The 19,247-nt window shown below is 71.7% G+C and carries 13 protein-coding genes; 2 read left to right on the top strand and 11 right to left on the bottom strand.

Translation table 11 applies throughout. From position 1 onward, the window contains the following. Positions 1-15: 15 nt before the first annotated feature. The 5 genes from ACZ3KP_RS11685 to ACZ3KP_RS11665 form a co-directional block, all read right to left on the bottom strand. Positions 16-1,413, bottom strand: a complete 1,398-nt coding sequence (locus tag ACZ3KP_RS11685) for a hypothetical protein (protein WP_467498523.1) — start codon at positions 1,411-1,413, stop codon at positions 16-18. Positions 1,414-1,421: 8 nt separating this feature from the next. After that, complete coding sequence (locus tag ACZ3KP_RS11680) at positions 1,422-4,283, bottom strand: stealth conserved region 3 domain-containing protein (protein ID WP_467498521.1); 2,862 nt, start codon at positions 4,281-4,283, stop codon at positions 1,422-1,424. Further along, complete coding sequence (locus tag ACZ3KP_RS11675; RefSeq protein WP_467498519.1) at positions 4,280-5,236, bottom strand: hypothetical protein; 957 nt, start codon at positions 5,234-5,236, stop codon at positions 4,280-4,282. Before ACZ3KP_RS11675 ends, ACZ3KP_RS11680 begins: the two co-directional genes overlap by 4 nt. Further along, a complete protein-coding gene (locus ACZ3KP_RS11670; protein WP_467499235.1) occupies positions 5,236-6,912 on the bottom strand; it encodes a stealth family protein in 1,677 nt (558 codons plus the stop codon). Before ACZ3KP_RS11670 ends, ACZ3KP_RS11675 begins: the two co-directional genes overlap by 1 nt. Before the next feature lie 314 nt (positions 6,913-7,226). Continuing rightward, entirely contained in the window at positions 7,227-8,363 is a 1,137-nt protein-coding gene (locus ACZ3KP_RS11665; RefSeq protein WP_467498517.1) for a DUF8189 domain-containing protein, read from the bottom strand. A gap of 247 nt (positions 8,364-8,610) precedes the next feature. On the opposite strand from ACZ3KP_RS11665, the gene ACZ3KP_RS11660 reads away from it, so the two are divergent. Beyond that, positions 8,611-9,714, top strand: a complete 1,104-nt coding sequence (locus tag ACZ3KP_RS11660; RefSeq protein ID WP_467498515.1) for an LCP family protein — start codon at positions 8,611-8,613, stop codon at positions 9,712-9,714. A 17-nt stretch (positions 9,715-9,731) separates the two neighbouring features. Here the strand turns inward: ACZ3KP_RS11660 and ACZ3KP_RS11655 are convergent, their stop codons facing one another. After that, a complete protein-coding gene (locus tag ACZ3KP_RS11655) occupies positions 9,732-10,748 on the bottom strand; it encodes a DUF8189 domain-containing protein (protein ID WP_467498513.1) in 1,017 nt (338 codons plus the stop codon). Positions 10,749-10,812: 64 nt separating this feature from the next. Between ACZ3KP_RS11655 and ACZ3KP_RS11650 the strand changes: the two genes are divergently transcribed. Next, positions 10,813-11,184, top strand: a complete 372-nt coding sequence (locus tag ACZ3KP_RS11650; RefSeq protein WP_358987320.1) for a PIN domain-containing protein — start codon at positions 10,813-10,815, stop codon at positions 11,182-11,184. Positions 11,185-11,555: 371 nt separating this feature from the next. On the opposite strand, the gene ACZ3KP_RS11645 is transcribed toward ACZ3KP_RS11650, so the two are convergent. The 5 genes from ACZ3KP_RS11645 to ACZ3KP_RS11625 all read right to left on the bottom strand — a co-directional run bounded on the left by ACZ3KP_RS11645 (position 11,556) and on the right by ACZ3KP_RS11625 (position 19,086). Beyond that, positions 11,556-13,004 carry an ArnT family glycosyltransferase gene (locus tag ACZ3KP_RS11645; protein WP_467498511.1) on the bottom strand — a complete coding sequence of 483 codons (1,449 nt, stop codon included), beginning with the start codon at positions 13,002-13,004 and terminating at the stop codon, positions 11,556-11,558. Between the two features lie 71 nt (positions 13,005-13,075). Next, on the bottom strand, positions 13,076-14,572 hold the full coding sequence (locus ACZ3KP_RS11640; RefSeq protein ID WP_358977723.1) for an amino acid permease: 1,497 nt from the start codon (positions 14,570-14,572) through the stop codon (positions 13,076-13,078). A 208-nt stretch (positions 14,573-14,780) separates the two neighbouring features. Further along, a complete protein-coding gene (gene dxs / locus ACZ3KP_RS11635) occupies positions 14,781-16,697 on the bottom strand; it encodes a 1-deoxy-D-xylulose-5-phosphate synthase (protein ID WP_467498508.1) in 1,917 nt (638 codons plus the stop codon). A 239-nt stretch (positions 16,698-16,936) separates the two neighbouring features. Continuing rightward, a complete protein-coding gene (locus ACZ3KP_RS11630) occupies positions 16,937-18,298 on the bottom strand; it encodes a sugar ABC transporter permease (protein WP_467498506.1) in 1,362 nt (453 codons plus the stop codon). Beyond that, the gene (locus ACZ3KP_RS11625; RefSeq protein WP_358977729.1) at positions 18,295-19,086 is read right to left on the bottom strand and encodes an ATP-binding cassette domain-containing protein; all 792 of its coding nucleotides are present in this window, start codon (positions 19,084-19,086) and stop codon (positions 18,295-18,297) included. The genes ACZ3KP_RS11630 and ACZ3KP_RS11625 overlap by 4 nt, the downstream gene beginning before the upstream one ends. Positions 19,087-19,247: the final 161 nt, after the last annotated feature.

The following is a 19,247-nucleotide window of genomic DNA, read 5'->3' as shown; positions in this document are numbered from 1 at the left end:
CCGGGGTCCGTCCGGTCACCAGCGCCCGTGGAACGGCAGGTGCTCGCACTTCTCGTCCCCGCAGGCCTCGCGGGCGCGGACCGCGGACTCCCGGATCCAGTTGCCCTCCGGAATCCCGTGGATCCTCAGCCGCAGCGAGGCCGGCCGGGAGTGCAGGGCGCTGAACACCGACACGAAGTCGACCTGGTAGGTGCCGGGCTTCCAGTCGTGCGGATGGCGCACGCTCCAGGTGCCGTCGTCGCGGACCGGGGCCTCGGCGATCAGCCGGCCGCCCTCCAGCAGCATCACCTTGGTCACGCCGTGGTCGGCGGTGCCGGAGAAGCGCGGCCGCGGACCGCTGAAGGCGCCCTCGCGGGGGCCGAGGACGACCGGGGGCTCGACGTGGTCCCGGACGGTGAAGGGCACCGACGCGACCTCGGTCACGCCGGAGTCCCTGAGCCCGACCGCCTGCAGCAGGTGGTCACCGCCGGGCCAGCTGACCGCCCGGCGCCACTGCCAGGTACCGGTGGGACCGACGGAGGTGCCGCCGAGGTAGCCGCCGTTCTCGAAGAACAGCAGGTAGGACGTGCCGGGCGGGGCGGTTCCCGCGAACTTGTGCAGCGGGCTGACGATCTTCGAGGCGGTGGGGGCGGCGATCACGGGTGCCGGGCCGGTGATCTGGTTGCCGCCGTAGAGGACGGACTCGGGGTGGGCGACCGTGAACTCGGCGGTGACCGGCGGGTACTCGCCCGCACCGAGGCGGTCGGGGTCGACGAGGCCGGGTGGCAGGGTGCGGGCGTGCGGGAGCGCGGAGCAGAGGATGCGGGCCACCTCGCGGGCACCGGCCTCGTTGAAGTGGGTGGAGTCGACGATGCCCTCGGGGTGGTGGGGGTGCTCGCCCGGGTCGGTCCAGCGGAAGAGGCCCCGCGCCCGGGTGGGGCCGAGTTCCTGCAGCAGCCGCGTGGTGTAGTGGTTCAGGTCGATCAGGTCGGCGCCGGTGCCGGCCGCGACCTCGCGGATCACGTCCGGGTAGACGTCGTGGGTGTTCAGGACGTTGCCCTGGACGTCGAAGACACAGCGCGCCGTCGGGGTGAGCAGCAGCGGCACGGCTCCCTCACCGCGGATCGCGTCCACGTAGAGCCGCAGGAACTCGGTGAACTCGCGGGGGCTGTGGTAGCGCAGCGGGACGTTGACCCGCTGTTCGACGGCGCCGAAGTCGATGGCCACGACGTCACCGGGGACGAGCGAGTTGAGCAGGCTCGCCATCCGCTCGGTGTAGTAGGTCCGCGCGGTCATGGCGTCGCGGGCGTAGTTCTTGACCTCGTGGTGACCGGAGAGGAACGCGTCGACGTACTGGCCCCAGCCGGCCATGGGCGCCTCCTCCGGTCTCCGGGAGGTGGCCACGGAGTTGCCCAGGATGCAGAAGGTGTTCATGGTTCCTCTCAGAGCGGCCAGCCGGGCAGGCGCCCCGCGTGGAAGAGCCGGTTGCGGGGCGAGCCCGCCTCGAACTGGCTGGCTATCGGGAAGTAGCTGGGCAGGAACGCGGCCAGGGTGGCGTCCTGCTCGTCCTCGGAGATGTCCCCGTCGTGGAAGTCGTTGAGGCAGAAGACGTCGTTGGCCCGTTCCGCGAGGAGGTGGTTGAGCCTCTTCACCTGCTCGCTGAGACCGACGTTGACGAATCCGCTGGAGATGCCGCCCGGCACGCTGCGGCCCGTGTAGTAGCCGAAGTAGTGGTGCAGCGACGAGGCGACGGACACGTCCGAGGGGTCGCGCAGCTGGTTGCGGGCGGTGGCGCCGAGCGCGTCCGGGAACTGCTTCTCCAGGTCGTACATGACGCTGCGGCGCAAGGGGTGCGGGGCGTGGATGAACGAGTTGACGAGGGTCCGACCGAACATCCAGGCCACCAGCTGCCGGTTGTTCTTCGCCGCCATGCGGCTGAACTCGTCGCCCTCCGTGATGGGGTTCATCGGGATGGCGTTCGAGGACATGAAGTGCTTCGACTGGCCGTTGCCGAGGAAGAACAGACCGGGCTGGAGGGGGCGGGCGGCGAAGACGTCGTCGTTGAAGTACAGGAAGTGCTCGGCGAGTCCGTCGATGTGGTGCAGCCGGCTCTCGATGGCGTGCGAGTTGTACGTGGGCAACGCCCCTTCGCTGCCGAAGATCTCGGTGTGGTCCACCACGCGGACCCGGGGGTGGTGGGGGTCCAGCCACTGCGGGACCTGCCGGTCCGTGACCAGGTAGATGTTCCTGATCCACGGGGCGTACATGTCCAGGGACCGCAGTGAGTACCGCAGTTCGTCGCGGTTGCGGAAGCGGGCCGCGCTGGTGGCCGCGTCCTCCGTCTCGATCCCCTTGGCGGCCAGCACCGCGTTCTTGCGCTCCAGCCAGGAGACGTCGGAGCCGTCGACCCAGGTGTAGACGGCGTCGACCGGGAACGCGATGTCGTGGTGCAGGGTGCCCGCGAACGCCTCCAGGGTCGGGTACTGCCGCCCGCCCAGGACGGTCGGCACCCGGCGCAGCGCGCTCTTGGGCACCCGTGAGCCGATCAGGGTGCGGTACGGGGAGACGATGGTGCCGGAGTCCTCCGGGTCGTCCTCCCAGAACGCGACGGTGCAGCCGTAGGCAGCCCCGAGCCGCAGGGTGCGGGACGGTGTGACGACGCTCTGGTAGACGCGCACCCCGGCGCATTGCGTGCGCAGGTACTCGGTGGCGAGTCCGGCGAGCGTGGTGGCGACCGAGGCGTCGGCGTCGTTGAGCAGTGCCGTGTAGACGGCCTGCTTCGCGAAGTGCTGGGCGAGCGCCTTGAGGACGGCCTCGCGGTGGTCGGCGTGCACGGCGACGGTGTGCCGCACCTTCGTGGTCCGGGAGACGAAGTACGGGATGCGGGCCGCTTCCAGCGCGGCGGCCGTCATCGCCAGGTTCGCCTGGACGGTGTCGAAGGGGGTCTCCGCGTCGATCAGGCGGCACAGCTGTCCGCCGTCGCGCACCAGGTCGCCGTTCTCCTTGAGGAGCCGCTCCTCGGTCTGCTGGAGCCGGCTGGAGTGCTGGGTGCTGCGCGGGGCGGCGGCCGCGGCCCGGGCCTGGCCGCCCGCACCGGCGATCATGGCGTGCGCGGCGATCCGTTCGGCCTTCAGCGCGGCGCGGCGACCGCTCGCCCGGTCCGCCTCAAGGGTGGTGAGCAGGCCGTCCCACTGGTCGCCGGCCCGGAACCGCAGCGCCGCCTCGGCGGCGAGGCTGCCCATGCCCAGGCGCATCTCGGTGTTCTCGATCATGTCGAGCAGCGCGGCGGCCAGGGCCTCCGTGTCCCCGGGAGTGGTGAGGAGGCCGGTGCGCCCCTCGTGCACGATCTCCCGCGGGGCGTGGGGACTGTCGTACGCCAGGACGGGCACCCCGGCGGCCTGGGCCTCGCGCAGCGCCAGTCCCACGGCGTCCTCGGTCGCGGTGCTCAGGGCGATGCTCGCCTTGGCCCACTCCTCGGCGAGGCTGGGCGGCGCCTCCCCCACGAACTGGACGGTTCCGTGCAGGCCGAGCTGGTCCCGGTGGCCGGTGAGCCGGTTGCCGAGCGGGCCGTCACCGATGATCCGCAGGACCCAGGTGGGGTGCAGCGGGCTGACCCGCGCCCAGGCGGCCAGGGCGTCGGCGATCCCGGAGCGCTCCTCCAGCCGGGCGGCCAGGGTCACCATCCGGGTCTCCAGTGTGGAGCGGGGCCGGAACCCCTCCGGGAGCGCGGGCGGGATCACCACGAGCGGCGGGGCACCGGCGCCGAACGTCTCGGTGTACCACTCGTGGGAGCGGGCGCACGCCAGCGCCACCGCGTCGCAGCGCGTGATGTGCCGGAGCAGGGGTTCGGCGGCGGGGCCGGCCACTTCCGGCGCGCTCAATTCGTAGTGGACCGTGAGGACGTGCGGCGGGGCGAACCGCGCGGCGTAGGCGAGCAGGGCCGGCGAGGTGGTGACGAGGACGTCGACGTCGGCGTCCTGGAGCGCGTACTCCAGTTCGATGTCGGCGAGTCGGTGGAAGCGGTCGTCCCAGCGGCGTTCGACGACCTCGCTGGGTACCGCGCTCAGGGCGAGGCCGGTGCCGGCGTCCAGGGTCGAGCGGCGTACGGGCCGGTGCTGGAGCGCCTCGACGAGGAACCTGACCGGCACCCGGGGGTCGGGCGGTGTGAAGCGCCGGCGCCGCGCCTTGAACACGCTGATGACGCTGACCTCGTGCCGGTCGGCGAGCGCCCCGGCGTGACCGAGCACGGCTCGTTCCTCGCCGCCCAGCACATCGGCCTGGGTCAGCAGGAAGGCGATTCTCATGGGTTCCTCTGCTCCGCCCCGGCACCGTCACCGCAGGTGAACCGGAGGTTCCCGGCGGGGGTGTAGCGGGGTTCGATCATCATCAGGGTGTCGCGTCGCGGTGCCACGAGGATCTTCCGCATCGCGAACACCCGCCCCGGCGCCTGGACGTCGTGCAGCCGGCGTCCCAGGCGCAGGGGCGCGCGGGCGTCCGTGTGGACGAGGACGTCCCAGTGCACGTGCCGGCTTCCGGTGGGGACCATCTCGGCCAGCGGAACGTCCACCCGCCATACGCCGGGCTCCACTTCGTCCAGCGGGCGCGTCACACTCCGGCCGGCCGCGACGAACTCGGCCTGCCGGGCGCCGGAGCCGACTCCGAGCAGGCGCAGATCGACCTCGATGCGCGCGTGCTCGATGTGCACGTTGACCACCTCGGCGGCGGGCCGCGCCTTGGCGCACACCACGCGGGCGTCACCGCGCACGGTCCGGCCGAGCCGGTAGCGGTCGGCGGTGACCGGCGACGACCTCATCGGGCCGGTCGTGCCCGTCGGGGGCTTCGTCAGCTCCGCGAGCAGCAGCGGGAACTGGCGGACCCGGCGCCCGGTGCCCACGTCCAGCCGCAGTTTCCAGCGCCCCGGGGTGACGGGCACTCCTCTGGTCCCGGTGCCCAGCAGCACCGCCGCGTCGACGAGGAAGCGGCCGTCGCCCCCGGCGTAGACCCGGGCGGGGACCCGGTGCCGGTGGCGTCGACGCCGTACGACGATCTCGGCGTGGTCCGCCTCGGTCACCGAACCGGGCAGTTCGGCGTGCAGGTTGACGGTCTGGCCGTCCAGCAGGGCGGCGTAGCGCAGACGTGCGGTACGGCCGGCTCGGCGGGGCAGGAAGAGCCGGTTCATCAGCCAGGCACGCGGCCGGGCGAGCCGGACCGCGGCACGGCGCCGGACGGCGGCGAGAAGACGACGGCGCGCGCTCATCAGACGGGCGCCCCCTGCTCGACCTGGTGCCGCGCCGGGGACAGCGCCCGGTCGGGGAGTTCGTACGGGCTGGCGACCGGGAAGTAGGCGTCGAGGAAGCGGGCGACCATGCGCGTCTGCGCGTCCCGGTCCTCGGGGACGATCGTGTCGTTGATGCAGAAGGTGTCGAAGTCGCGCCGGGCGACCAGCCGGTTCAGCCGCTGCTGGGCGCGCTGCTCGCCGATGTCGATGTAGACGTAGCGCAGGTCGCCGACCGTGGCCCGGGCCGAGTGGTAGGCGTAGTAGTGGTGCAGCGACGAGGCGACGGGCGTGTCGTGCGGGGAGCGGAACCGCGAGTGCTGCGTGACCCAGTGCGCACGCGCGTAGACCTGCTCGATCTCGGCGAGGACGGAGCGCCTGAGGGCGTGCGGGGTGTGCTTCATCTTCTGCGAGACGAACGTGCCGAACTGCTGGGCGATCAGGCCCCGGCTGTTCTTGCCGGCGGCGTTCACGGGCAGGTCGTCGGGGGAGATCTGCCCGGACGGGATCAGCGCCTTGGACATGAAGAATTTGGTCAGGCCATTGGGATGGAAGAACTGCTCGGGGCGGACCGGACGTCCGAAGAACACGTCGTCGTTCAGGTAGAGGAAGTGTTCGGCGAGGTCCGGGATGTGGTGCAGCTGGCTCTCGATGGCGTGGGAGTTGAAGGTCGGCAGCGCACGGGAGTCGGAGAAGATCTCCCGGTGGTCCACCACCCGCAGGCCCGGGTACTCGGTGTCGAGCCAGCCGGGCACCTGCCCCGCGGTCACCAGGAAGATGTTGCGGACCCAGGGCACGAACTGGTGGATCGAGCGCAGGGAGTACCGCAGTTCGTCGCGGCTGGTGTACCGGGCGTCGTTGTCGGCCTGTTCGTGCAGCGACGCGGAGCCGCCGTCGTACTGCCGGCGTACGGCGTCCTTGTTCGCCCTCCAGACGGGGTCGGAGTCGTCGACCCAGGTGTAGACGATGTCGATCGGGTACCGGTGGTCGCCGATCAGGGCGGCCGTGAACTCGGGCAGCGTACAGGTCTGGCCGGTGCCGTAGAGGAACGGGACGGGGCTGAACAGGCGCTGTTCGGCGAGTCGCCGTTCCCCGCCCACCGGGGTGCTGGTGATCACGGAGTTGGGGCGGGGCGCGACGAGTTCGCCGTCCTCCTCCGTCCAGAACTCCAGCTCGCAGCCGGACTCGTGGCCGAAGGCGAGGTTCTCCGTGGGGTCGCACACGACCCAGGCCACGTTCAGCACCTTCTGGGAGCGCAGTTTCCGCCAGGCCTGCGCGGACGAACCGGCACGGGACTGGCCACCGGAAGCGGCGCGGACGTATCCCGGGTCGCGGCCGCAGACCAGTTGGAGGACGTCCTCGACGTCCTCGCGGAGCGCCGCGGGCACGGCCACTGCAGGAACGGTTCCTCCCGTGCCGCGCACGGCGAAGTACTCGATCTCCGCCTCTTCGAGGATGGCCACCAGGAGATGGAGGTTGCGTGCCCTGGCGGCCCATTCGGTGGCGCCGGGCACGACCATGGCCCGCACGTGCTGACCGTCGAGGCGGATCACCCGCAGGACGGCCCCGGCGCCCTGCCGGGCGGGACCGCCGGCCGCCCCGAGGACGGCCCTGGCCAGGGCGGTGCGCATGGCGTCCGCCGCCGTCAGGAACCGCATGACCCCCTGGCGCAGCGGACGGGGGATCCGGCGGACGATGCGCCGCCGGGCCCGTACCGGCACCAGTGATCGGTAGGTCGAAACGAGCGCGCTCGCCTCAGGATTACCCGGGCTCACCCCAACTCCTCAGCACCTTGGCAAGGGCTGAGACCCCCCTCATGCCCCGTACAAACGATTCAGCTCGCCCGCCGCTCGCTTCCGGACGAACGAATCAGGCCACCGGATCTTCACATCTTGGTCAACCCATTGTCTAGCTGTTTTCTTACCTGTGAGATGTGTGTCACTTACATTTTCTTCAACTGTGCTTCACCCGGTCACACCCGGACGGACCGGCCCAGCACCAGCCCCGCCTCGGCCGACTGGCGCGCCACGCACAGTGCGCCCGCCTCGTCCAGGAAGGCCAGGACGACCCGCCCGTACGCGTCCCGGGCCAGCGCGGGACCGTGCGCACAGCGCTCCCCGGTGGGCGACCACCACACGCCACCGCCCTCGTTCTCCGTGCCGAAGGCCGCGAGCGCGATCTCCCCCGCCTGGTCGCGCGCGGCGAGAACCGTGCAGTCGTACCCGTCGAGAGCGGTCCGCAGGGCCGCGATCCGGCCGACGGCGGGTGCCCCGCCCAGCGGGATGACCCAACTGCCGGGACGGTGCGCGACGATCCCGCCGGTCGCCGCGTCCGTCCAGTAGAAGGTCACCCGGTCCTGGGCGGTCTCCAGCACGGCGGGGCTGCCCTCGGCCACGGTGACGGCCAGGTTGGGGCAGCGCTCCGGGTCGCCGTCCGGCGCGGACTGGGACCAGCGCATCGCGGGTCCCTCCCCCGGCACGAACAGCTCGATCCGGCCGGTGCCGGTGGCGGCGGCCGTCATGCCCGGCCGGACGCCACCGCCGCGCAGATCCCGCCAGGGCTCCCAGCGGCCGTCCGGCGCCTCCCGGCGCAGGCAGACCCCGCCACCCGCGTTGCGGACGAACACGTGCACCCGCCCCGACGCGCTCACGGCCGCGGCCGGTGCCGCCACCAGCGCCGCGCGCTCCGGGGTCCGGCCGGGATTCCCCATCGAGCGCCACTCGGTGACCGGCCTGCCGGTCTGGTACTGCACCGCGTGCACGATGTCGACGGGGGCGGAGCCGCCCGGTTCCCGCCGGGCGACCAGGTGCACATAACCGTCGGCCCCCTGGGCGGCCGACACCTCCGTGACGCCCGGGGCGGCGAAGAAGTCCGGCCCGGTCCACGACGGTCCGCCGGGGCGCGCCTCGGTCCAGCGCAACAGCCCGCCGTCGGAGCGCGCGTAGGCGGTGAGTCTCCCGTCGCGACCGCGCAGGAGCCAGCGGCCGTCCACCACACCGACGGCCCGGGGACCTTCGTACGGCACCCGGCCCGCGGCCCATCGCGGTGCGCCGGCTCCTCGCGGTGTGCCCGCGCGTCCGCGCCCGGCACGCCCGGTCCTGGCCCCCATCCGGTGCCCCCTCTTCCCGTTCCTCCGGCAGCCCCCCGCCGGCGCCGACCGCCTCCCCGGCCTCCCAGAAAGTCGCTCGCCCGAGGGCCTGCGTTCATGTTTTCGTCACTCCGACCGCACAACTGTCCGGACGGGGTGTCTATAGTGCAACGTCATCCGGCAGATCACGGACCGGCCCTCCCCCACCCGAGTCCCCACGCCACCGCATTCGCCCTCCGGGGCACGACACATGAGGACTCGAACCAGGATGAGCCACGTATCGACGCCGTCCTCCGACGACACCGACGGCGCCGCCGGGCCCGGCGGCGGGCGCGGCCGCAGGCGTGGGCGTACCGGCAAGCGCCGGACCGGCCGCTGGATCCTGCTCTCCCTGGCCGTGCTGGTCCTCGCCGGGGCCGGCACCGCCTACTGGCTCTACAGCGGGATCGACGGCAACATCAAGGGCGTCGACATCAACAGGTCGATCGGCGACGACCGGCCGGAGAAGCTGCCCACCTCGGGCCAGAACGTCCTGATCCTGGGCTCCGACTCACGGGCCGGGGCCAACGCGAAGCTGGACGACGCCAAGGTGTCCGGCGCCCGTTCGGACACCGCGCTGGTGATGCACATACCCGAGGGCCGCAAGCAGGCCGTCGCCGTCAGCATCCCGCGCGACACCCTGGTGACCCGCCCCGGGTGCACCAAGGCGGACGGCACCCAGGTCGCCTCCGCGAAGCGCGTGATGTTCAACTCCATCTACTCACAGGTCGGTCCGGCCTGCGTGGTCAAGACGGTGGAGCAGATGTCCGGCGTCCGCATGGACCACTACGTCGAGGTCGACTTCGCCGGCTTCAAGGGCCTGGTGGACGCGATAGGCGGGGTGACCGTCACCGTCGACCAGGACATCCACGACTCCTCCAGCGGCCTGAACATCACCAAGGGCACCCACCGGCTGAACGGCACCCAGGCCCTCCAGTTCGTGCGCACCCGGCACGGCATCGGCGACGGCAGCGACCTCGGCCGGATAGGCCTCCAGCAGCAGTTCATGATCGCGCTGCTCTCGGAGATCCAGAAGCAGGACCTGCTGGGCAGCCCGGTCAAGGCCTACAAGATCGCCGACAAGCTGACCGCGGCGCTCACCACCGACTCCGAACTCGCCTCCCTCACCAAGCTCGCCGAGTTCGGCCGCAGCCTGAACGGCGTCAGCCCGTCGACCATGGAGACGATCATGCTCCCGGTGGCGTACGACAAGATCGACCCGAACCGCGTGGTGGCCGCCGAACCGCAGGCGGCCACACTCTGGAAGGCGATCCGCACCGACTCCACCATCCCGGAGTCGGCGAAGAAGTCCCCTGCCACCGGCGGCAACTGACGACTCGTCAGCCCCTGTCAGACCTCGCGCCAGGACTCCAGGGCCAGCCCCGGTTCGTCCTTGCGCCGGGTGAGGAGGAGCTGACCGGTGGCCGGGGACAGGGTCGCCGCGGTGACGCGGCCGGACTCGTCCGTGGTGAGGGCGACCGTCGCGTCCGCGGGGAGCTGCGGGCCGGACTCGGCCCACCAGGCACCGGCCCGCTCGTCCTCGGTGGGGTAGGCGGCGAAGGCGACCCGGCCGCTCGCCGAACGCTGGGCGAGCAGGGTGCAGTCGTGGCCGTCCAGTTCGCAGCGGATCGCCGCGACCGGGCCGGGGCCGGCCGACGGCAGCAGCGCGGCGGGCTTGCCGCCGGGGCGCCAGGCGCAGAGGTCGCCGGCGGCGTCCGTGTAGTAGAGGGTCGTGCTCCCGGGCGAGGTGGCGAGGGCGGCGAGGGTGCCCGGCCGGACCGGTGCTTCCAGGGCCTCCTGGAGCACGGGCGGACTGCCCGCCTCCTCCTGACGCCAGTACAGGATCCCGTCGGGTACGGCCGCGTAGACCTCGACACGCCCCGACGCACCGGTCACCGCCGCGAGTCCGTCCTCGACCAGCCGCCCCTTCAGGTCGCGCCAGGGGTCCCAGCCGCCCTTCTCCTTCTGGGCGACCATGCTCACGCCGCGCCCCGGGTTGCGGACGAACACATGGGCGCGGCCCTCCGCGTCCACCGCGACCGCGGGGGTGCCGGTGACATCGCCCTTCTTCGCCGGGTGGCCGATCGGCTGCCAGTCCATGGCGGCCAGATGAGGGCGGTAGTGGGTCGAGTGCACAAGGCCCGACTCGCTCTTGACGGTCGGCCGCCAGGCCACCAGGTGGGCGTACCCGTCGTCGCCCCGGCCCACCGAGAAGCCGGGGTGCAGCCGTTGCTCGCCGCCCATCCGCCGGGGGGCACCCCAGGGACCGCCGGGTCCGCGTTCCGCCCGGCACAGCACGGCGTCACCCGACGGCAGATACACGCTGAGCCGGCCGTCACGGCCGCGATGGAGCCAGTCGCCGTTCACCGCTTCACTCTAAGCGGGGCCGTCCCGGGCCGTGGGGCGGCCCCTGGCGTGCGAGGCTTGGGGCATGGATGAAGAAGCTCCGCTGCTGGTGATCGTCGACGGCGCGAACGTCGTCGGGTCGCGGCCGGACGGCTGGTGGCGGGACCGCAGGGGCGCCGCCGAGCGGCTGCGGGACCGGCTCGCCGAACGGGGGTTGCCGGGCCGTCCGACCCCGGTGGAGCTGGTGCTCGTCGTGGAGGGCGCGGCCCGTGGGGTGGCGTCGGTGCCCGGGGTACGGGTGGAGTCGGCGCCGGGCAGCGGAGACGACCGGATCGTGGAACTGGCCGCCGAGGAGCCCGGCCGCCCTCGCCTCGTCATCACCGCCGACCGTGAACTACGGCGCCGGGTCACGGAGTTGGGAGCGGAAGTGATCGGACCCAGCGCCCTCCTGCAGTGACCGGGACGAACACCGGCGGCCCGGAGCCGGACCGGGCCCCCGGCGCCACGGCCGCAGGCTGAGCGCGGTGCTCCACCGCCCGGAACCCGAGGCCCTGCGATCGCCGGCGCCCGGGGCCCCCGGTGATCCCCCGACCAGCTCGGTCGGTATCGGCGGCAGCGGTGCCGCCGCCGATACCGACCGCCGAGGCCGCGCCCACGGCCCTCTCGCAGCGGGCCGAATGCCCGCGCCGCTACGCTCCGCTGAGCCCCGCGCCCCGACTTGGCGCCCGGTGCCACCGGCCGGGGCCGCTGCTCTCCGCCGGGCCTCCCGCGCCCGACGGAGCGCCCGGCGCCGCCGACCGGGGCAGCCACTCCTCGCGAGCCCCGTCACTACTCCCCCGGTGCTCTGACGTACAGCAGCGCTCCGTCCACCTCGCCTGCCTGTTCGTAGTCGGCCGTGAGCAGGCGGTGCAGGCTCGGGACGCGGTCGGGGGCGTACGGCTTGCCCCGGGAGTCGTCGATCACCAGGGTCGGCGGGCGGGCGGCCAGTTCCGCCCGGAAGACCGGCCAGGTGCCGGCCACGGCGTACTTCTCGCCGACCTGCGGTCCGTCCCGGCCGCCGCTGAAGTTGGTGAGGAGGCCCGCGGTCAGGTAGCGGGTGGCGGGGGCGCGGCCGGCGAGCCAGTACGTCTCCGGGTGTATGCCCCAGACCAGGACCCTGTCACCGGGCGCGCTGCGGCGGTCCAGGGCGAGCGCCAGCCGCTGGGCGTGGGCGAGTTCGGTGCGCGGGGCGCACAGTCCCCAGGTCAGGAACAGGGCGCAGGCGCAGCAGGACGTGAGGACGGCGGCCGTGACCCGGTCCCGCGGCAGGACCTGGAGCGCGGCGGTGGCCAACAGCGCCAGAGGCGGGATGAGTTGCAGGAAGTAGTGGCCGAAGAAGTGGAACCCGAGGGTGACGGCGGCCGCCGACGCGGCCAGCCACAGCCACAGGTCGGCGGCCCCGGTCCGGGCGACGCGCAGGGCCCGTACGACCGGCGGCAGCAGGCCGGCACAGGCCGCGGTGAGGATCGCGGTGTTGGTCAGTGCCCGTCCCAGCACGTGGAGTTCGGAACCGGTGAAGGAGGCGTAGGCGCCGGATCCGGTGACCGTCCAGAAGGCGAAGCCGGCCGGGTCGGTGACCAGGGCCGCGCCCAGCACCGGCAGGACCGCGCCGGCCGCCAGGCGCAGCGTGGCCGCGCGCGCGTCGCCGTACCGGTGCAGGAGCCACACCACCGGCAGCAGGACCGCGCCGCCGGTCTGCTTGGTGAGGACCGCGCACGCGACGGCCACCCCGGCGGCGGCCCAGCGGCGACGGTCGGCGCACCACATCGCGGCCGCCGTGCAGGGCAGCATGAACACCTCGAAGGTGGCCGCCTGGGCGTCCTCGGGGTTGAGCCCCACGGAGACCAGCAGGTACAGCACCCCGGCGGTACGACCCGCGCGGTCGCCCCAGCGGCGCCGGGCGAGCGAGGCGAGGAGCACGGCGGTGGTCAGCTGCGCGAGTACGGCGAGGACCCGGACCGGGGCGAGCGAGCCGGACCCGAAGACCGCGAACACCCCTTCGTACAGCCAGGGCAGCAGGGGTGGCTTGCGGTCCACGACCGTCTGGTACAGCTGCCCGCCCCGCGCCAGCATCCCCGCCTGTACGGCGAGGTAGCCCTCGTCGGGGTTCCACAGCGGCCGGACGAAGGACGGCACCCTGGTCACGCAGGCCAGCACGGCGAGCGACGGCAGCAGCCGGGTCCAGTACCCCTTACGTACGACTACGGACCGTGGCTGAGCGAGGGGCGCGGCGAGCATGGAGTGCACGCTATCCGCCCCGGGGTCCCGTCAGGACGGGACATACGGGGCCGGAGCGGTGAGCCTGATGATTACGGAGCGTCCGCCGGGGTGCGCTGCGGCCCGGCGAGGCGGCTGTGCGTGCGGCCGTAGAAGAAGTAGACGACGAAGCCGATGACCATCCAGACGGCGAACCGCAGCCAGGTCTCGGCGGGCAGGTTGAGCATCAGCCACAGCGAGGCCAGCACGGACAGGATCGGCAGCACCGGCACCCACGGGGTGCGGAAGGACCGCTCCAGGTCGGGGCGGGTGTTGCGCAGGATGATCACGCTGATCGCGACGACGATGAACGCGAAGAGGGTGCCGATGTTCACGAGTTCCGCGAGTTCGCTGAGACTGGTGAAGCCGGCCACGATCGCGATGATGACGCCCAGCAGGATGGTCGGCCGGTAGGGGGTGCGGAATTTCGGGTGGGTGTGCGAGAAGAACCGGGGCAGCAGCCCGTCCCGGCTCATCGCGAAGAACACCCGGGACTGGCCGAGCAGCAGGATCATGCACACGGTGGTGAGGCCGACTGCGGCGCCGAAACTGATCAGACCGGCGAACCAGGGGTGCCCGGTGGCCTTGAACGCGTCGGCGAGCGGGGCGTCCACGGACAACTCGGTGTACTTCTGCATGCCGGTGACCACGACGGCCACGGCCACGTACAGCGCGGTGCAGATGATGAGGGAGCCGATGATGCCGCGTGGCACGTCGCGCTGCGGGTGGCGGGTCTCCTCGGCGGCGGTGGCCACGACGTCGAAGCCGATGAAGGCGAAGAAGACGACGGACGCGGCGGTGAAGATGCCCATCACACCGAAGTTGGACGGCGCCCAGCCGATCATCAGCTGGATCAGCGGCGCCTTGAGGTTGCCGCCGGCCGGCACGGGCTGCTTCGGCGGGATGAAGGGGCTGTAGTTGCCGCTGTGGATGAAGAAGGCGCCCGCGATGATGACGACCAGGACGACGGCGACCTTGATGGCGACGACGACGGAGGTGACCCGGGCGGAGAGCTTCATGCCGATGACGAGGATCGCGGTGAGGACGAGGACGAGGGCGGCGGCGAGGATGTCGAAGCCGAAGCCGTGGGCGCCGTCCCTGCCGCTGAGGTACGCCGGCAGATGCCAGCCGGCGTTGTCCAGCAGCGAGTGGATGTACCCCGACCAGCCGACGGCGACCACCGCGGTGCCCAGCGCCAGTTCAAGCACCAGGTCCCAGCCGATGATCCAGGCGGGGAACTCGCCGAGCGAGGCGTAGGAGAAGGTGTACGCGGAGCCGGCCACCGGGACGGTGGAGGCGAACTCCGCGTAGCAGAGCGCGGCCAGGCCGCAGACGACGCCGGCCACCACGAAGGACAGGGCGACCGCGGGCCCCGCGTTGTTCCTGGCGGCGGTGCCGGTCAGGACGAAGATGCCGGTGCCGATGATGACACCCACGCCGAAGACCGTGAGGTCCAGGGCCGAGAGCGACTTCTTGAGCGCGTGCTCCGGTTCCTCGGTGTCCTTGATGGACTGCTCGACGTTCTTGGTCCTGAAGAGGGTACTGCTCACGTGCCTACCTCCCACGTTTGTCGTCCTCGACATGATCGAGAGGGCCGGAGACGCGTATGCCCGGCAAGGGAAGGTTCACGCAGATGGGCCGGTCTCGCCACCGGAGAGGTGAGACCGGCCCATCGGGGTGGTGCGGGACAGCGCTGGGGGTGCGGGCCGGTGGGGGCCGGTCGCGCAGTTCCTCGCGCCCTTTCAGGGGCGTTTCACCCTAGTCTCTTGCGGGCTCCACCGAACCGACGTCCGTCGGCTGGCCGTCCAGCTTCGCCACCAGGCCCGTGACCTGGCGGGCGATGTCGGGGGCCGTCAGGCCGATCTCCGCCATGATCTCGGGGCGGGAGGCGTGGTCCAGGAAGCGGGGCGGGATGCCGAAGTCGCGGAGCGGGACGTCCACGCCCGCGTCCCGCAGGGCCTGGGCGATGCTGGAGCCGACGCCGCCGACGCGGACGTTGTCCTCCACGGTGACGACCACCCGGTGCCGCTCGGCCAGCGGGGCCATCGCCTCGTCCACCGGCTTCACCCAGCGGGGGTCCACCACCGTGGTGGAGATGCCCTGCTTGTCGAGGAGGCCGGCGATCTCCAGGCACATCGGCGCGAGGGCGCCCACGGAGACCAGGAGGACGTCCGGGGTGTCGGTGCCCGGCTCGCGCAGCACGTCCATGCCGCCCACCTTGCCCACGGCGGGTACGGCGGGGCCGACGGCGCCCTTGGAGAAGCGGACGACGGTCGGGGCGTCGTCGACCTCGACGGCCTCGCGCAGCTGGGCGCGGACCTGGTCGGCGTCGCGCGGGGCGGCGAGCCTGAGGCCGGGGACGACCTGGAGGATCGACATGTCCCACATGCCGTTGTGGGAGGCGCCGTCGGTGCCGGTGACGCCGGCCCGGTCCAGGACGAAGGTCACCCCGCAGCGGTGCAGGGCCACGTCCATCAGGACCTGGTCGAAGGCGCGGTTGAGGAAGGTGGCGTACACGGCGAAGACCGGGTGCAGGCCCGCGGTGGCGAGGCCGGCGGCGGAGACGGCGCCGTGCTGTTCCGCGATGCCGACGTCGTAGATCCGCTCCGGGAAGGTGTCCGCGAACTTCTTCAGGCCGACCGGCTGGAGCATGGCCGCCGTGATCGCGACGATGTCGGCGCGTTCCTTGCCGAGTTCGACCATCTCGTCGCCGAAGACGGAGGTCCAGTCGGCGCCGGAGGCCTTGACCGGCAGGCCGGTGTCGGGGTGGATGGGGCCGATGCCGTGGAAGCGGTCGGCCTCGTCCTGGAGGGCGGGCTGGTAGCCGCGCCCCTTCTCGGTGAGGCAGTGCACGATCACCGGGCCGCCGAACCGCTTGGCACGGGCCAGGGCCGACTCCAGGGCCTCGATGTCGTGGCCGTCGATGGGGCCGACGTACTTCAGGCCGAGGTCTTCGAACATGCCCTGCGGGGCGATGAAGTCCTTGAGCCCCTTCTTGGCGCCGTGCAGGGTGTCGTAGAGCGGCCTGCCGACGACCGGGGTGCGCTCCAGGAGGTCCTTGCCGCGGGCCAGGAAGCGCTCGTAGCCGTCGGTGGTGCGCAGGGTGGCCAGGTGGTTGGCGAGGCCGCCGATGGTCGGGGCGTACGAGCGCTCGTTGTCGTTGACGACGATGACCAGCGGGCGGTCCTTGGCGTCGGCGATGTTGTTCAGCGCCTCCCAGGCCATACCGCCGGTGAGGGCGCCGTCACCGATCACGGCGACCACGTGGCTGTCGCGTTCGAGCAGCTGGTTGCCCTTGGCGATGCCGTCGGCCCAGCCGAGCACCGTGGAGGCGTGGCTGTTCTCGATGACGTCGTGCTCGGACTCGGCCTGCGAGGGGTAGCCGGACAGGCCGCCCTTCTGCTTGAGCCTGGAGAAGTCCTGGCGGCCGGTGAGCAGCTTGTGCACGTAGGACTGGTGGCCGGTGTCCCAGAGCACCTTGTCCTTCGGCGACTCGAAGACGCGGTGCAGGGCGATGGTGAGCTCGACCACGCCCAGGTTCGGACCGAGGTGTCCGCCGGTCTTGGAGACCGCGTCCACGAGGAAGCTCCGGATCTCCTCCGCCAGCTGGACCAGCTCCTCGGTGCTGAGCCGGTCCAGATCGCGCGGTCCCCTGATACGGGTCAGCAGCGGCACCCGTGCCTCCTTGCAGTAGAGCTGATCGAGCTGTTGCCGGGCTCGTCGAGTCTAATGTTCCGCCCGGGCGGCCGACGCGCGGGCTGTACGTCATACGTCACGCGAACGGCAGTACCCATCGAAGGGGTTCCTGAGACACGGCTGTGGCCCGGCGCCTGAACGGTGCCGGGCCACTTGTCCCACTCAGGGGCGCTGGGGGTACCCCCGGCCGAAGGTTGGGGGAGGAACCGCGCGACGCGCTATCCGCGTCCGGCCGCCTTCTGGCTCTTGCGGGAGACGGAGTCGATGACGACCGCGCCCAGCAGAACCCCACCGGTGATCATGTACTGGATCGACGTGTTCATGTTGAGCAGGTCGAGGCCGGTCTGGATGGACTGGATGACCAGCATGCCCAGGAGGGCCGACCACACCGAACCCCGGCCGCCGAACAGCGACGTACCACCGATGACCGCCGCCGCGATGGCGAGCATCAGCGTGTTGCCGCCACCGGCGTTGAGCGTCGCGCTCGCCGTCTGACCGGCGAAGAACATGCCGCCGATCGCCGCGAAGCCACCGGAGATCGCGAAGACCGTGATGCGGACCAGCGGCACGCTGATACCCGCGCGGCGGGCCGCCTCGATGCCGCCGCCGACCGCGAAGACCTTGCGGCCGAACGTCGTGCGACGCAGCACGAAGTCGACGATCACCAGGGAGGCGAGGAAGATGACCAGCGCGTTGGAGACACCGGCCGCGCTGTTCAGGACGGCCGCGGCCACGAAGGACGCGATCGCGAGCAGGGCGACGCGCACGATGATCTCGCTGGTGGGCCGGAACGGCACACCGGCGGCCCGGCGCCGGCGCTGCTCGTTGAACTGGCCCAGGGCCGACAGGACGACACCGAGGCCGGCCAGCAGGTAGGCGCCGATGATGGCCTGGTCCATGAAGAAGGACGACTGGCCGAGGATGTGCACCGGGCCGGAGTCGGCCGGGATGTTGATCGTGCCGCTGTCGCCGAGCAGCCACAGCATCAGACCGTTCCAGCCGAGGAAGCCGGCCAGGGTGACCACGAACGCGGGGACGCCGATCCTGGCGAAGAACCAGCCGTGCAGCGCGCCGATGCCGACACCGGTGATGATCGTGAGGATCAGGGCGAGCCACTGGTTCATCCCGTGGTTGACCACGAAGACGGCGAACACGGTGGAGGCCAGGCCGCTGACCGAGCCGACGGACAGGTCGATCTCGCCGAGCAGCAGCACGAACACCAGGCCGATGGCGAGCATGCCGGTGGCCGAGAGGAAGTAGCTGATGTTGGAGAGGTTGTCCGCGCTGAGGAACAGGCTGTTCTTCAGCTGGAAGATCGTCCAGATGATGATCAGGCCGATGACCACCGGCAGCGAGCCCAGCTCGCCGCCCTTCACCTTGCGCTTGAACTCGGTGACGTAGCCCTTGAGGCCCTCTTCACGGACCAGCAGCCGCGGGTCGACGACCGCGACACCCGCGGCCGTGGGGTCCTCGGCCGGTGCGGCGACCGTGGCGGTGGCCGCGGCGGCGTCGGCGGCCGCGCTCTTCTCGACCTTGGGCGACTCGTCGCCCTGCACGGTCTTGTTGGATGTCTCGCTCACTTTGCCGCCTCCGTGGTGCGACGCTCCGCACGACGGGTCACGGCGTTGTCCGTGGCACCCGTGATCGCGGCGATGATCTCTTCGTGGCTGGTGCTCTTCACGGGGAAGGAGCCGTTGTTCTTGCCCAGGCGCAGCACGGCGACGGTGTCCGCGACCGCCTTGACGTCGGCCATGTTGTGGCTGATGAGGATGACGCCGAGGTTGCGCTCGCGCAGCCGCTCGACGAGGTCGAGGACCTGCGCGGTCTGCTCGACACCGAGGGCCGCGGTGGGCTCGTCGAGGATGACGACCTTGGGGTCGCCGATCAGGGCGCGGGCGATGGCCACGACCTGGCGCTGACCGCCGGAGAGGCTGGCGATCGGGATGCGCACGCTCGGGATCCGGATGGAGAGCGTGGACAGCAGCTCGCGGGCCTGCTTCTCCATCGTCACCTCGTCGATGACGCCGCGGTGCAGCAGCTCACGGCCGAGGAAGAGGTTGCCGACGACGTCGAGGTTGTCGCAGAGCGCGAGGTCCTGGTAGACCGTCGCGACGCCGAGCCCCTGGGCGTCGTGCGGCTTGTTGATGCTGACCGGGTTGCCCTCCCACTCGATGACGCCCTCATCGATGGGGTGCACACCCGCGATCGTCTTGACCAGGGTCGACTTTCCTGCGCCGTTGTCGCCCACCAGGGCGACCACTTCTCCGGCGTGGACCTCCAGTTCGACGTCGGTGAGTGCCTGGACCGCACCGAACCTCTTGGAGACTCCGCGCAACGCCAGCACGGGCGTAGCGGACACGTGAACCATCTCCTTCGCCGCCTGACCGGCGGGGATGCCGCGCTTGCTGATCAGGCGCGGAGGGACGTGCGGCAGCCCGGGGCTTCCTCGGGCGGACGCACGTGGTTTACAAGATGAACATGCGCGAATCCGCGGCACTTGGCAACGGCTCCGTCCGACGCCCGCTCCGG

It is taken from the genome of Streptomyces sp. NPDC020958 (assembly GCF_055562175.1).
This window is presented reverse-complemented; position numbering and strand designations above follow the sequence as displayed.